Here is a 14,350-nt window from a genome sequence, read left to right as displayed (position 1 = left end):
ACCCTGTATGAGGGCGTGGATGCTAAGGGTGCCAAGCAGACGTTCATGCAGAAATATGAGGACGTTGGCAAAACCTTCCTGACCCCGCTTTCCACTGTCGAAGCCGGGCAATGGTGCACCAATGCCGGTGATTGCATCACGTTGGGTGAGACGGAAAACTACGGCAGCAGTGGCTGGTTGAAAGTCACTGCAGGTGGTGCGAACACGAAATACAGCATGACAGGTGAAAAACTTATTGCCTGTGGTGCAGCACAACAGGCGTTATGCGGGGATAATGATCAGGGCGGCGATTACCTGCTGAAAGGCAATACTGGCGCATTCGAATTGATGCCGTATAACGCGTTCTACGCTTATTGGTGTGGTGATACTCAACTTGAGGCTGATGGGTCGGTTCGACTTGCGTACTGTTCTGCTGGCAAGGTTGTGGCAACCGATGAGAATAACGAGCATACGGATATTGAGGATTCAGGCGCTGTCTTCCGTATGCCCGACATGTTCATGGTTGCACCGGTGGGTACCGATTTGGATGCGTTGGAATCCAACGGTTATTTCGATGCCGCCGCGCTCGCGGATGCCAAGAAGCAGAAGGCTGTGGACACTGACAGGCCGTTCCTGATCTACCGTGATGTGAATCTGTATAAGAAAAGCGAAACAGTGGCGGATAAGAAGTCGGAGTGGTTCAACCCCTTCCTGCCGTACAACGGTTATACCGGTTCAAGGGACGCTGTCATCAAAATGAAGCCCGCGCCGAGTGACGACACCGTCTATTATCTCGTTGAGAACACCCAACCCGACTGGAGTACCCTCGATGATGCCAAGGTCAAGGGAGCGGCCAGCACCTCTTCGCATTAGCCCCGCGTCGGATCCTTCTGCGCCAGCAGAAACACCAGCGCCAACGCCAGCAGAATCGTAATCGACAGCACGCCGAGCGACGCATTGCCGGTGATCGACGTGGTAGTCGCCACCAGGAACGTGCCAAGCACGGAAGCCGTCTTGCCGAACACATCATAGAATCCGTAGTATTCGTCGGCATGCTGCTTGGGAATGAGCTTGCCGTAATACGAGCGTGACAGGGCTTGGATGCCTCCTTGGAACATGCCTACGAGAATTGCGAGAATCCAGAATTCCGTGGCGGTACGCAGGAAGAACGCCGCGAAGAACACGATGCACAGGTAGACGATCACCGCGGCGACGATCATGGTTTTGCCGCCGAACCGATCGGCGAGCCTGCCATAGATGATCGCGCACGGGAACGCGACGAACTGCGTGACCAGTAGTGCGGCGACCAGCTGTGTCGGATCGATGCCCAGCTGCGTGCCATACGAAGTGCTCATCGAAATCACCGTGTTCACCGCGTCGATATAGAAGAAGAACGCAATCATGAACATCCACAGCGGCTTGTTCGCGTGAATCGCGCGGAATGTGGAACGCAGTTCGTCGAATGTGCCGCGGATCGCCTCGCCGGTCTTGTCCCGCGTGGCACGGTAATGCGTTTGGCGGTAGCTGGTGAGCAGCGGGATGGTGAACGCGATCCACCATATCGCCGTGATCACGAACGAGATGCGCGTGCACAGCACCGTCGGCAGGCCAAGCAGCGCCGGGCCGCCGAAAATCAGTGCGATGCATGCGATGAACGGAACCGTCGAACCGATATACCCCCACGCGTAGCCGTGCGAGGACACGCGATCCATGCGCTCATCGGTGGTCACGTCGACCAGCATCGAATCGTAGAAGGTGAGTGAGCCGTTCAAACCGATGGTCGCCAGCACACAGACGATAAGGAACGCGAGCCATCCGAGTGGCAGCGCCATCGCACAGCACATCACCACGCCGGTGAGGAGGAAACCGGTGAAGAACCGGATCTTCATGCCCTGCACGTCGGCGATGGACCCCAGCAGCGGCGTGAGTACGGCGATGACCAGTGAGGCGATTGTTTGCGCGTAGCCCCAAGTGGACACGATATTGGATTGCCCGGCGGCCTCCAGCAGTGAATTCGCGTAAATCGGCACCACTGCGGTCGAAAGCAGCACGAACGCCGAATTGCCTACGTCGTAGACGATCCACTTCTTCTCCTGCGCGGTGAACCTCATGCGCGGTGCGGTTGCGTTCGAAGGCGTCGAGTCGCCAGCGCTCCCGCCGCCCGGCGCGTTGCCGGTATTGCCGACGTTGCCGGCCGTGCCAGACGTACTGGCCGTAATGCTGTGGATTGGTGCGCTGTTCGGCATGCATGTCCTTCCGGGGCGATTCGTCGGTGCTGGGCACCATTGTCCCTCACCAAACTGGGAGCGTGCGCGTGCACCGGTAAACGGCGGGTGAACGCTCGCATGATTCGTCGTACCGCGACAGCTGTGTCATTCATTGTGGATGTTAGTTATTAGTGTTTCCTGCCGTGGTTCTCGCCGTGCCTTCCGCCGCCGAACAGCGTGCGGATGATGGTGAAGGCGCTGAAGCCCAATAGGCCGGTCAGCAGCGCGAACACTTGGGGTCTGCGCAGCTCGTTGCGGATGCCGGTGAGGTCCGTGGCGCAATGGTCGCCGAAGAACACGCTCATCTCGTTGCTGGAATAGCGGCCGATCAGCTCGCCCCAGGTCAGTACGCGCGTGACATATCCGCGCGGATTGCGTTCGTTGAATTCGAAGAACCGTATGCCGCGCAGCCTTGATTTCGGGCCGTAACAGCCGAATCCGCAGGTCGGTGAATAGCCTAGGTCGAGATCATGCACGTGCGCGACGAAGGAATTCTTATGATCGTGCCCGCAATACAGCGCGAAATATCCGCCGGCATCGTTCATCGCATGCACTTCGTCGGCGTTCGTATCCGGGCAGCCGATGCCTTCGCCCAAATGCGAACCGGGTCGGCAGATATCCGTGCGCAGCATGTAGCATCGCCCTGCATACCTGCGCGTTCCCTCCACCGCGTTCGGCGTCCACATGGGTACTTCCTTGAGGCAATCGTAGAATTCCTGCGGGGGAATGTGTTGGAACACGATCGCCGGCACGGGTTCGCCGTCGCCATTGCGTGCGCCGAGTTCGCGTTGTACGGTTCCCAGCCAGTCGATGGCCTGCTGTGTCGGCGTGCCGTACCCGTTCGAATCGGCCAGATCCCAGGCATGCGGGTTGGCTGTGTAGTCGATGTAGGACGCCATGGAACCGTTGGCGTTTACGGCGTTGTCTGTATTCGCGGCATTACTGGCATTCGCGGGATTGCTGACGTTATCGGTACCGTCATTGCCGTCATTCTCATAATCGCCGGAATTCAGCAGCATCACGCTCATGGCGATGCGCCCTGATCCGTCCGAGGCTTCGATCGGCAGTGCGAACGTGCCCGGTTCCGGCGCGAACTGCGACGAACCGGGGGAGGGGTTCAGGCATCCGGGGAATTCGCGGTAGATGTCATCCTGTTCATCGGCGAGGATGCCGCATTGGAAATCATGGTTGCCGTATGTCGCGGCGAAGGGCACGCCCGCATCCGTCACTGGTTTCAGAAAAGAACTGAAGGTGCCGCGCACTTTGCCGCGAGTCTCTTCCAGAAGCTTGTCAGTTGCGGAACCATCATCGGTTCCGCGGAGCAGACGCTGCTTGATGCCCTGTAACCGCGCTTCGAGTTTCGTCACCGCGCGCAGCCTGGCACCGGGGCGTTCGCCGCGGCGGCGCAGGAATGTGTTGATATAGGCGGGGTCGTAACCGCGGATTTGGTCGCCGGTAAGTACGATCAGATCGGGGTCGGCTTCACGGATAGCGGCTTCGATTAGCCGGATCGTATCGGGCCTGACTTTCGGGCCGTCCTGGATGTCGGCCAATTGCAGCACGCGGAAGCTGCCGTCGTTGCGGAAACGCAGATTCATATCCACCAACTGTAGGGGTTCGCGGGCGTGTATATGCGGCGATTCGGTGCGGGAATCGGCGGCGGTCTCCACACCTTTCCTTATCTTGATGAAGATATTCCGCCATATCACGAAATACGGGTAAGTATTGGGATGAGGAACCGCTAAGATTGGCCGCAGCGCATAAGTAACATGCGTGTAACAAAGTGATGGCCGGACAATCCGGCAAAACCAGGATAAGGAGGAGTGATGGGTCAGGATCAATCGTCTGTGTTTGATCTCGCGGCTGTGGCTGCGGCGTCCAACGGAGGTAACAACGACCCGCTGCTGCCTCCGGCGCGTTTCATTGGAGCTCCGCAAAAGCCCAGCAAGATGCCGTACACCAAGTACGTCGCATACGATAAGCAGGTGCCGTTTGATTACCCGGAGCGTACGTGGCCGGGCAAGCGACTGCAGCGTGCACCGCGTTGGTGCTCCGTCGATCTTCGTGACGGTAACCAGGCTCTCGTCAACCCGATGGATTCCGAACGCAAGCTGCGCTTCTGGAATCTGCTCGTGTCGATGGGTTTCAAGGAGATCGAGGTCGGCTTCCCGTCGGCTTCCGAAACTGATTTCGATTTCATTCGTATGCTGATCGAGCGCGAGCTCATTCCGGACGATGTCACCATCGTCGTGCTCACCCAGTGCCGTGAGCATCTGATTCGCCGCACCTACGAGGCCCTGAAGGGTGCCAAGCGTGCGATCGTGCACTTCTACAATTCCGTTTCCGTACTGCAGCGCGAGGTCGTCTTCCGCAAGAACAAGGAAGAGATCAAGAAGCTGGCCATCGGCGCCGCCGAACTGTGCAAGAGCCTGGAGAGCGAAGCCGAAGGCATCGACCTGTACTACGAGTATTCCCCGGAATCCTTCACCGGCACCGAACCGGAATACGCCGTCGAGGTCTGCAACGCCGTGACCGGCGTGATCAAGCCGACCCCTGAGCATCCGATGATCATCAACCTGCCGGCAACGGTGGAGATGACCACTCCGAACGTGTTCGCGGACGAAGTGGAATACGTGTCCAATAATTTGAACGACCGCGACGCCATCGTGCTGTCCCTGCACCCGCATAACGACGAAGGTATGGGCGTCGCCGCAACCGAGCTTGCGGTGCTGGCCGGCGCCGACCGTGTGGAGGGCTGCCTGCTGGGCAATGGCGAGCGCACCGGCAACGTCGATCTGGTCACGCTTGGCCTGAATTTCCTGACCCAGGGCATCGATCCGCAGATCGACTACTCGAATGTTCCGGAGATTCGCAAGACCGTCGAATACTGCAATCAGATCAAGATCTCCGAGCGTCACCCCTATGCGGGCAACTTCGTGTTCACCGCGTTCTCCGGTTCCCATCAGGACGCCATTAAGAAGGGCCTTGAGGCTCGTCAGGTGGCCGCCGATCGTGCTGGTGCCGATCTGGACAAGTTCGTATGGCTGGTGCCGTATCTGCCGATCGATCCGAAGGATATTGGACGCTCCTACGAGGCGATCATCCGTGTGAACTCCCAGTCCGGCAAGGGTGGCATGGCGTATCTGCTCAAGACGAACCATAATCTTGATCTGCCGAAGCGCCTGCAGGTCGAATTCGACAAGGTCGTGCAGAACTTCGCCGATGAAACCAAGAAGGAAGTCAAGGACGAGGATATCTGGCGCCTCTTCAAGGACGAGTATCTGCCGGTCGAGGAGTCTGGTGCCACTGCCGCTGGCGTGGTGGTCGGTGACAGTAGTGACGAGACCCTGAAGCAGTGGGGTCGTCTCAAGCTCCTCAAGGTCGCGGTCTCCTCCGGCGAGGACGGCTCTGATACCGTGCTCAAGGCCAAGGTGCTTGACCGTGGCATCGAGCCGGGTGACGAACCGCGTGAGCGTGAGGTTTCCGACATCGGCAACGGTCCGATCGCCGCATTCCTCAACGCGCTGTCGAACTTCGGCATCGAAGCGTCCGTGATGGATTACGCGGAACACACCATGTCCGTCGGCACCGACGCCATGGCCGCATCCTACGTGGAATGCCAGGTCGGTGAGGACGCAGAATCCCAGATCATCTGGGGCGTCGGCATCGATTCCTCCATCACCACCAGCGCGCTGAAGGCCATCATCTCCGCCATCAATCGTTCCGAGCGCTGATTCCGACCCCGGTCGGTCAATCCGACCGTCACCGTTGTGAACGCAGAAGATCCCGTATCCGTTCTTTCCTCGGATACGGGATCTTACTGTATGGTCGGCTTGCGGCGTTGAGGAGGGCGCAGGAAGCCTGTGACGAGGGCCGTGGAACATGCCGATGGCACGCTATGGACGCTGGTCGCGGCGGCATATGAACATGTGAATACAGGAAAGCTCGAACGCATGAAACGCGTTCGAGCTTTCCCATACCCGGCCCGGTATCCCGTTTGTTGGCCGAGCCGATATGGACTTGGACTATTCGGTTCCGGTGCCGCCGCCACTCGTGCCGCCGGTGCCACCGGAATTGGCCGCGCCGTTTCCGGAGTCGCCGGTACCGCCGGTGCCGCCGGAACCACCGGTACCACCGGTACCACCGGTACCACCGCTGTTGGTACCGCCGCCACTCGTGTTTCCGGAGTCGCCTGTTCCGCCACTGTTCGTGGTGCCGGGAGTGGTCTGGGAGCCTGCGTTCGGATTGGTGCCACCGGTCGTACCGTTCGTGGTGCTGCCGGTCGTGCCGTTGCTACCGCTATTGTTGTAGTTTTGCCTGCTGTATCCGTAGTAGTTGTTCGAATACGACTTCGAATAACCGGTTCCCCACGTGCCGTCGGGGCCGCCGACCTTACCGTTGTCCTTGGCGGTGGGGAACGTCTCGTTCGGTGTGCCGTCCAACGCCTGCTTCATGTACTGGGTGAACAGGTGAACCGGGTAATCGGAACCGCCCGTCCAGCTGCCGAATGCCGGAATCACCTGCGGATTGCCGTTCGCGTCCGGGTACCACATGGAGAACACGGACACCACGGAAGGCGTGTAACCGCAGAAGCTCGCCGCGTACGAGTTGTTCGACGTACCGGATTTGCCGGCGATGGTATGACCGGTATTGAGCGCTTCGGTGGCGGTGCCGGACTGCACGACGCCGGTCAGAGCCTTGGTCACCAGATTCACGTCGTTGGCTTGGAACACGCGTTCGGTGGTGGAAGGAGCCAGATACAGGTCCTTGCCCGCGGAGCTTTTCACACTGGCCACGATGTGCAGGGTCGGCTTTTCTCCCTGGTTGGCGAGCGTGGCATATGCGCCGGTCATATCTTTCACCGTGAGCGCGTTGTTACCGAGCACGGTGAACGGTTCGGAACCGTCGAGCGATGTGCTTTCCACGCCTGCGGTGCGGGCGGTTTCCGCGATCTTCTTCGCGCCGAGCTTGGTTTGCAGATCCATGAACACGGTGTTCGACGACATGGCCGTCGCACGGTACAGGTTGATGTAACCGTAGTTCTCATTGCCGAAGTTGCTCACGGTGCTGGTGATGCCGGGGAAAGTGCGATACGAGTTGCCGTTGAACACGGTGTTGAGGCTTACGCCCTCCTGCGCCGCCGCAAGCAATGCGAACGGCTTCATCGTGGAACCGACCTCATACTGCGCCTGCGTGGCGTTGTTGTACTGCTTGGCCAGATAATCATCGCCGGCGTATACGGAAAGGATCGACCCGTCCTTCGGGTTGGCGCTCATCGCACCGAACTGCATGCCGTCCGGTACCACGCCGGTCATACCGTTATTGGCCGGGCTGACGACCTGCTGCATCAGATCCTGCTTGTTCTTGTCGATGGTGGTAATGATCTTGTAACCGCCGGTGTCCAGATCGTCCGTGGTGAACGCCTTGGCATCCACCAGTTCGCTGCGCACCATTTGCAGCAGGTAACCGTTCGGCCCCTTGTAGACGTCCTGCAATTGTGTGTTCTGCACGGTGGCGGGAAGCTGGGCCTCCTTCGCCTCCTTGCTGGTGATATAGCCATCCTCATGCATGATGTTGATGACGCGCTTGAAACGCGATTCGGCCTTCTTCTGATTCACCGCCGGATCCCAGTTGGAAGGGGAGGGGATGATGCCGGCCAGCATCGCGGCTTCGTTAAGCGTCAGATCCTGGGCGTTCTTATTGAAGTAAGCCTTAGCCGCCGCCTGGATGCCGTATGCGCCGCGGCCCAGGTAAATGGTGTTCATGTAATTGCACAACACCTCATCCTTGTCCTGCGTCTGCGCGATTTTCAGTGCGAGGATGGCCTCCCGGATCTTGCCCTTGTAACTGGTGGTTTCGCCCAGATAATACCGTTCCGCATACTGCTGGGTGATGGTGGAACCGCCTTGGCGCGTGCCTTTGGTCAGATTGTTGACGAGCGCACGGGCGATGCCCCTGATGTCGATGCCGTTGTCCTGGTAGAAGGTGCGGTTCTCGGAGGCGACGATGGCGTTGCCCACGTATTTCGGCAGGGCATTGCATTGGATGATGGTGCGATTCTGCTGGGAGAAGGTACCCAGTTCCGTGACGCCGTCGTTGTAGTACACGGTGGTGTTTTCCGCCATGGCGATCTTTTCGGGCTGCGGGATCTCCGTGGTGATGTACAGGTAGGCGAACAGGCCGATGCCAGCGAGAAGGCAGGCTCCGATCAGGCCGAGCACCCACTTGAGGATGAGATGCTTGCGGCGGCCTTTCAACTTCGGGCCTTTGCCGTTGGTGCGATGGTTACCGCCGCGATAATGGCGTGCGGCGGGCGAATTGGTTGTCGCGTTCTTCTGTGGTCTGGTGCCGTTGTTCGAACGACGGGCTCCGTTCGTTCTCGTGAAACCGGCGCTTCGTCCCGATGAGCGGGTGCTGCGACCACTGCTTGCGCTGCGAGATTGTGACATATGTTCTACCGTAACCACAAGGCATGAGAAAACTCCCGTTTTTCCGTCCGGAGAGGGCGAAAAAACGGGAGTTTCCGTCGAATCCTCACAAATTCCCGCGCCCACGGGACGTGCTATATCACTTCTTGAGAAGGGGCGCGACCTGCTCCTCGTACGCGGTCAGCGCGGTGTCGATCACGTTGTGCATGTCGTAGTACTTGTACGTGCCCAGACGCCCGCCGAACACGGTGTTCGGCTCGGCCTTCGCGAGCTCCTCGTACCTCGCGTACAACGCCTTGTCGGCCTCGGTGTTGATCGGGTAGTACGGCTCGTCGCCGCGCTCGGCGAAACGGCTGTACTCCTCCCACACCACGGTCCTGCCCGGGTTCTGCGAGGCCCTGCGCTCCGGGTTGAAGTTCTTGAACTCGATGGCGCGCGTGTACGGCACGTCCGCGTCGGAGAAGTTCATCACCGGGCAGCCGAAGTGGTCGCCCTCGTCGTAGCGGACCTCCCTGAAGTCCACGGTGCGCCACTTGAGCTCGCCGAGCGAGTAGCCGAAGTAGCGGTCCACCGGTCCGGTGTACACGACGGGCACGCCCGCCGCGGCCAGCGCCGCCTTGTTGAACGGCTGGGATTCGTCGAAGAAATCGGTGTCGAGGGTCACGTGGATGCGCGGGTCGTCGATCATGCGCTCCATCCACGCGGTGTACCCGTCCGCGGGCAGGCCCTCCCACGTGTCCCTGAAATAGCGGTTGTCGTAGTTGAAGCGCACAGGCAGGCGGTTGATGATGCCCGCGGGCAGGTCCTTCGGGTCGGTCTGCCACTGCTTGCCCGTGTAGTTCTTGATGAACGCCTCGTACAGCGGGCGGCCGATCAGCGAGATGCCCTTGTCGTTGAGGTTCTGCGGGTCGGTGCCGGCCAGCTCGCCGGCCTGCTCCTCGACGAGCGCCCTGGCCTCGGCGGGCGTGTAGCGCGCGTGGAAGAACTGGTTGATGGTGCCGAGGTTGATCGGCAGGGGGTACACCTCGCCGTCGTGCGTGGCGTACACGCGGTGCACATAGGAGGTGAAGGAGGTGAACCGGTTGACGTAGTTCCACACGCGTTTGTTGGACGTGTGGAACAGGTGCGCGCCGTACTTGTGGATCTCGGCGCCGGTCTCCTCGTCCATGTAGCTGTACGCGTTGCCGCCGATGTGGTCGCGCACGTCGATGATCTCGACCCTCGCGCCCAGGTGCTCCACGGCCTGCTGGGCCACGGTCAGGCCGAACAGGCCAGCCCCCACGATCACCAGATCAGGATATTCCTCATGCGCCATAGCAAAAACCTTCCATCGTAGATGTGCGCTTTTCCTGCGTTACAGTGTACCGTTCAGCCGGATGTTCCTCATCTGCATGTCGGTGCGCGGTGCGATCGGGTGCGGGCATGGCGCAGGTCAGATGCCGAAGCTCGCGGCCTTGTCGCCGTATTTGCTGCGTACCGCGTCCAATGCGGCCTCCGCGGTGCGTAGCCTGTGCGATGTGGTGCTTTCGTCGGCGCTGTCGGTCTCCTCCAGCACATCGTCCAAGGAAGGTTGCACGGCGGTGGATGCCGTGTCGCTCAGACTGCTGACGCTTACGCCCACCAGTCGGACCGGGCGGGGGAGGGCGGTCGTGCCGGCATCGGTGGGCATGCCAAGCATGGCGTGCAACAGTTCGACGCAAACCGGGTAGAGCGCGCTTGCCGCATCCACCGGACGGTCGAGGGTGCGGGATCTGGTGCGATAGCTCAGATCGGTGAACCGTAGTTTCACGGTCACCGTGCGTGCCAGAAAACCGCGGGCGCGCAGCGAGCATGCGACGTCGTCGCAGGACAGGCGCAGCTGCCGGCAGGCGATCTTGTCGCTTGTGGTGTCCTGCAGCAGTGTTTCCTCGGAACCGATGGATTTCTCCACATGCGTGGGTGTGACTGTGCGGTCGTCCAGGCCATGCGACGCCATCCACAGGTGGTGTGCGCCGGCGGGTGATCCGGTGGCCTGCGTGAGCTGTGCTTCGTCGAGCCGCGCCAGATCGGCCACCGATGTGACGCCCCACGCCGTTAGATGCCGTTCGAGGCTTGGACCGATGCCGGGAATGCTACGCAACGGCATCATCTGCACGAATTCCGCCGAACGTGCCTTCGGAATGAGCAGCATGCCGTTGGGTTTGGCGTTCGTGGACGCGATTTTCGCCACCAGTTTGTTGGCCGCGATGCCCACTGAGCAGGTCACGTGGAACCGGCTTTCCACCTCGCGTCTGATCCATGCGCCTATCGCGCTCGGACTGCCCCAACGCAGCAATGCGCCGGAAACATCCATATACCCCTCATCCACCGAAACCTGTTCCACCCGGTCGGTGACGGCATGGAACACGTCATGCATGATCGCTCGCGATACTCCGCAGTAATACGCCATATCCACCGGCAGGAACACGGCCGTGGGGCACAGCTGTCTCGCCCGAGCCGAAGGCATGGCCGAATTGATGCCGTAACGGCGTGCCTCATAGCTCGCCGCCGATACCACCGATCGCGGCCCGGTGCCGATCACCACGGGCTTGCCTCGCAATTCGGGGTGCCGTGCCACTTCAAGCGACGCGTAGAAGGCATCCATGTCGATATGCAGCACGGTGCATCCGGTCTCGTCATGCCCCCAATCGCGTTTGGCCGCCGCCAGTCTCGGTGCAGTACTCATACACCCATGGTACGAGCGTTACGGCGGTTTGTCGAACAGATGTTCGAAATATGTCGGATGAGTTGAGAAGAGAGAACAATGGTGATCCGAATACGAAAAAAGGCTTCCGAATCGCTTCGGAAGCCCAATCCGCGGAGTGAGGGGGATTCGAACCCCCGAGCCGCTTACGCAGCTAACACCTTAGCAGGGTGCCCCTTTCGGCCACTCAGGCATCACTCCACTGCGCCAATATGACGCAACATCACAGTACTTTACACCATGCTGCGATGTCAACCCGCCGAAACGAGGAAAAAGTGAAATTTTTTGACAAGGCGCGACGGCGGCGCATGGATTGAAGGTGCGTTGTCCATTGAACTCGGATACCCTGTTCCATAGGAGAAGCAGAGAACGAGAGAAGAGACACGATGAACCAGAACAGCGGGGAACATTACCACGGCCAACATGCGGCGAAGCGCTCGCCGATACCGATGATCGTCGCGGCGGTCGTGGCGTTGGGACTGATAGTGGCGCTCGCCGTCGGCGTGTGGAACGTGCTGAAGTCCGGCGGCGAATCCGCGCGGCCTACGGGTTCCGCGAGCGCATCTAAGTCGACATCGACCAAGTCGCCCGAATCCGACGGAAAGACCGTTGAAACCGTCAAGGAGCATCACGGTAATTCGCCTGACTGCCCGGATGCGGATTGCATTTCCATGCTGGTCAACGGCGATCTGCTGTTCCATGAGGGACTGTGGGAGCATTTCGCCGGGGCGAACATTTCCGCCACCGATGGCACCGCGTTCAACTTCGACCCGTTGTTCGAACCGATGAAGAAGTACATTCAGGCATCCGATATCGCCGTATGCGAGTTCGAAACGCCCATCGCCCAGCGTGGCGGCCCGTACAGCGCGTACCCGATTTTCAACATCCCTCCCGAAGTCGCGGATGCGGCCAGGAACGTCGGCTATCAGGCGTGCACGCATGCTACCAATCATTCGTGGGATCAGGGCGCGGACGGCATCGCCCGTCTGTGGGACACGTTGGAGGCGGATGACATCGCGCAGACCGGTTCGTATAAGACCGAAGCCGATTCGCTCAAACCGTTGGTCATCGATTCGCCGACTGGCGGCGGCAAGCTCGGCCTGATTACCGGAACCGTGTCGCTCAACGGCATGACCGCCGATCAGGATTGGCAGGTCGATCGTCTGCGTGAAAGCAGCGACCCGAACCATGAGAGCGACATCCAGAAGGCCGTGACCAAGGCGAAGAAGGCGCGTGAGCAGGGTGCCGACGTGGTGGCCATCGCCATGCATTCCGTGCAGGAATACCTCGATTACGCCGATTCGTGGCAGGTTTCCGAAGCGCACGAGCTGGCGGATACCGGCGCGTTCGACGTGATTTACGGTGCCGGATGCCATTGCGCCCAGCCGATCGAGAAGTACAACAACACGTGGATCGTCTACGGCGTGGGCAATGCGGTGACGGTCACGTCGTACATTCCCGGCAACGAGACGAACAACCAGGGCGTGACGGCCCGCATCCAGTTCGCCGGCAAGAAGGGCGTGGCAGGATCGTGGCGTGTGAACCGCATCGACTGGCTGCCGACCGCGAATATGAGGCAGGGGGAGTACCGGTGGTGCCCGATTTCCTCCGACCATCCGGATGGGACGTGTTGGAGCGAAAGCGAGGACGCAACCCAGCGGCAACGCATCTCGGACGTGATCTACAGCATGGGCGCCGACACCAATGTGGTGCGTGAATGGAATCTCACCGCCGAACAGCAGGCCAAGCAGCAGGCCGCGCAACAGGGCGACCAGCAGTCGGCTCAGACGGGCGAATGACGTCCGATGCTCCTAATCTGTCGGGTATGACGCAAGTATATGAGACGCAGGCCGAGCGCACCGACCTGCCATTGGTGGTAATGCCGTCCGTGCTCGACTCCATGGTCGAGCCTATCCGCTCCCAATTCCCGCGGTTGCGGGACGTGGCCCGTGTGCGCATGTATGAGGAGTTCACCTCCGACGAGGATTCGATTGCGGAACGTCTGCACGATGCGGACGTGCTGCTGGTCGGCGGCTACCATATCAGCGACGATCTGCTGCGTCGCATCACCGGGCATGGTCCGCAGGGCGAAGCGGAAGGCCATGTCAAATGCATCGTGTTCTGCGGTACCGGCGTGGCAAGCTACGTGGATCTCGATCTGGCCCGCGAATTCGGCGTGCGTGTGTGCAACGCCGAGCATTACGGCGATCACGCCGTCGCCGAACACGCCTTCGCGCTCATGTTCGAGCTGATCCGCCGCGTAGGCGAGCTTGACAAGGATGTCAAGGCGGGCAACTGGGCGTGGAAGGGCGGCGATGGACTGCAACTGGCAGGCCGTCGGCTCGGCATCATCGGATTGGGCGGCATCGGTTCGACCGTCGCCTCGATCGGCAAGGCGTTCGGCATGGAAGTCAGCGCCTGGAGCTCGCATGTACCCGACGAACTGTTCGAACGCTGCGGTGCCACGCCTGTGGCGAGTATGGACGAGCTCATCGAATCCAGCGACGTCGTCTCCGTGCATCTTCCGCTCATCGACGGCGCGACGCGTGGCATCATCACCGTGGCGAACCTCGAGCATCTGCGGCCGGGCACGCTGTTCATCAACACGGCGCGCAGCGAGGTCATCGAATCCGGGGCGCTCCTCGCGCGGCTGCAGCGCGGCGACATTCCCGCGGGCCTCGACGTGTTCGACCACGAGCCGCTGAAATCCGATGACGCGATCTGCCAAATCCCCGGCATCGTGCTCACCCCGCACGTCGGTTGGCGTACCGACGGCGCGTTCAAGGAACTCACCCGTCAGATGGTCGAATGCGTGCATGCCTTCCTCACGGGCGGCGAGTTCAACGTCGTCGTGCATGAGTGACACCGTGCACGACCTACCGGTGTACGTGAACGGAACCGTTCGCCAAGCCGGGAACAGTCCGGATGGCCAGCCCAGATAGTCAGATCCGATA

9 protein-coding genes and 1 tRNA gene are annotated in these 14,350 nt (G+C 60.4%); 4 read left to right on the top strand and 6 right to left on the bottom strand.

Features of this window, described 5'->3' with window-relative positions:
• Positions 1–45 precede the first annotated feature (45 nt).
• Entirely contained in the window at positions 46–852 is an 807-nt protein-coding gene (locus tag BUB29_RS09540) for a hypothetical protein (protein ID WP_156098218.1), read from the top strand.
• On the opposite strand, the gene BUB29_RS06190 is transcribed toward BUB29_RS09540, so the two are convergent.
• Positions 849–2,090, bottom strand: coding sequence for an MFS transporter (locus tag BUB29_RS06190; RefSeq protein ID WP_033522804.1), 1,242 nt, complete (start codon positions 2,088–2,090; stop codon positions 849–851). The two genes, BUB29_RS09540 and BUB29_RS06190, sit on opposite strands and share 4 nt — an antisense overlap.
• A gap of 284 nt (positions 2,091–2,374) precedes the next feature.
• Positions 2,375–3,844 carry a metallophosphoesterase family protein gene (locus tag BUB29_RS06185; RefSeq protein WP_051915299.1) on the bottom strand — a complete coding sequence of 490 codons (1,470 nt, stop codon included), beginning with the start codon at positions 3,842–3,844 and terminating at the stop codon, positions 2,375–2,377.
• Positions 3,845–4,072: 228 nt separating this feature from the next.
• Here BUB29_RS06185 and leuA point away from each other — a divergent pair, with 228 nt between their 5' ends.
• On the top strand, positions 4,073–5,980 hold the full coding sequence (gene leuA, locus BUB29_RS06180) for a 2-isopropylmalate synthase (protein ID WP_033522648.1): 1,908 nt from the start codon (positions 4,073–4,075) through the stop codon (positions 5,978–5,980).
• A 291-nt stretch (positions 5,981–6,271) separates the two neighbouring features.
• Here leuA and BUB29_RS06175 read toward each other — a convergent pair whose 3' ends face one another.
• The 4 genes from BUB29_RS06175 to BUB29_RS06160 form a co-directional block, all read right to left on the bottom strand.
• Entirely contained in the window at positions 6,272–8,695 is a 2,424-nt protein-coding gene (locus BUB29_RS06175; protein ID WP_033522649.1) for a transglycosylase domain-containing protein, read from the bottom strand.
• Between the two features lie 118 nt (positions 8,696–8,813).
• The gene (gene glf / locus BUB29_RS06170; protein WP_033522651.1) at positions 8,814–9,989 is read right to left on the bottom strand and encodes a UDP-galactopyranose mutase; all 1,176 of its coding nucleotides are present in this window, start codon (positions 9,987–9,989) and stop codon (positions 8,814–8,816) included.
• Between the two features lie 117 nt (positions 9,990–10,106).
• A complete protein-coding gene (gene dinB / locus BUB29_RS06165; protein WP_033522652.1) occupies positions 10,107–11,378 on the bottom strand; it encodes a DNA polymerase IV in 1,272 nt (423 codons plus the stop codon).
• Positions 11,379–11,510: 132 nt separating this feature from the next.
• Positions 11,511–11,597, bottom strand: a tRNA-Ser gene (locus BUB29_RS06160).
• Positions 11,598–11,782: 185 nt separating this feature from the next.
• Here BUB29_RS06160 and BUB29_RS06155 point away from each other — a divergent pair.
• Both BUB29_RS06155 and BUB29_RS06150 read left to right on the top strand, forming a co-directional pair.
• Positions 11,783–13,195 (top strand): CapA family protein, encoded by a 1,413-nt coding sequence (locus BUB29_RS06155; RefSeq protein ID WP_051915282.1) that lies wholly within the window; start codon positions 11,783–11,785, stop codon positions 13,193–13,195.
• Positions 13,196–13,221: 26 nt separating this feature from the next.
• Positions 13,222–14,259: a D-2-hydroxyacid dehydrogenase family protein gene (locus BUB29_RS06150; protein ID WP_033522654.1), complete on the top strand. Its 1,038-nt coding sequence runs from the start codon at positions 13,222–13,224 to the stop codon at positions 14,257–14,259.
• Positions 14,260–14,350 lie beyond the last annotated feature (91 nt).

Origin of the sequence: Bifidobacterium merycicum DSM 6492 (assembly GCF_900129045.1) — a bacterium.
Lineage (GTDB): Bacteria > Actinomycetota > Actinomycetes > Actinomycetales > Bifidobacteriaceae > Bifidobacterium > Bifidobacterium merycicum.
Note: the sequence above shows the minus strand (reverse complement) of the source record. Positions and strands in the feature narration are given on the sequence as shown.

What these genes read in the sequence shown, in the direction of transcription:
- leuA (WP_033522648.1), top strand. Translation starts at nt 4,073, where the DNA reads ATGGGTCAGGATCAATCGTCTGTGTTTGATCTCGCGGCTGTGGCTGCG.
- dinB (WP_033522652.1), bottom strand. Translation starts at nt 11,378, where the DNA reads ATGAGTACTGCACCGAGACTGGCGGCGGCCAAACGCGATTGGGGGCAT.
- BUB29_RS06185 (WP_051915299.1), bottom strand. Translation starts at nt 3,844, where the DNA reads ATGAATCTGCGTTTCCGCAACGACGGCAGCTTCCGCGTGCTGCAATTG.
- BUB29_RS06150 (WP_033522654.1), top strand. Translation starts at nt 13,222, where the DNA reads ATGACGCAAGTATATGAGACGCAGGCCGAGCGCACCGACCTGCCATTG.
- BUB29_RS06155 (WP_051915282.1), top strand. Translation starts at nt 11,783, where the DNA reads ATGAACCAGAACAGCGGGGAACATTACCACGGCCAACATGCGGCGAAG.
- BUB29_RS09540 (WP_156098218.1), top strand. Translation starts at nt 46, where the DNA reads ATGCAGAAATATGAGGACGTTGGCAAAACCTTCCTGACCCCGCTTTCC.
- BUB29_RS06175 (WP_033522649.1), bottom strand. Translation starts at nt 8,695, where the DNA reads ATGTCACAATCTCGCAGCGCAAGCAGTGGTCGCAGCACCCGCTCATCG.
- BUB29_RS06190 (WP_033522804.1), bottom strand. Translation starts at nt 2,090, where the DNA reads ATGAGGTTCACCGCGCAGGAGAAGAAGTGGATCGTCTACGACGTAGGC.
- glf (WP_033522651.1), bottom strand. Translation starts at nt 9,989, where the DNA reads ATGGCGCATGAGGAATATCCTGATCTGGTGATCGTGGGGGCTGGCCTG.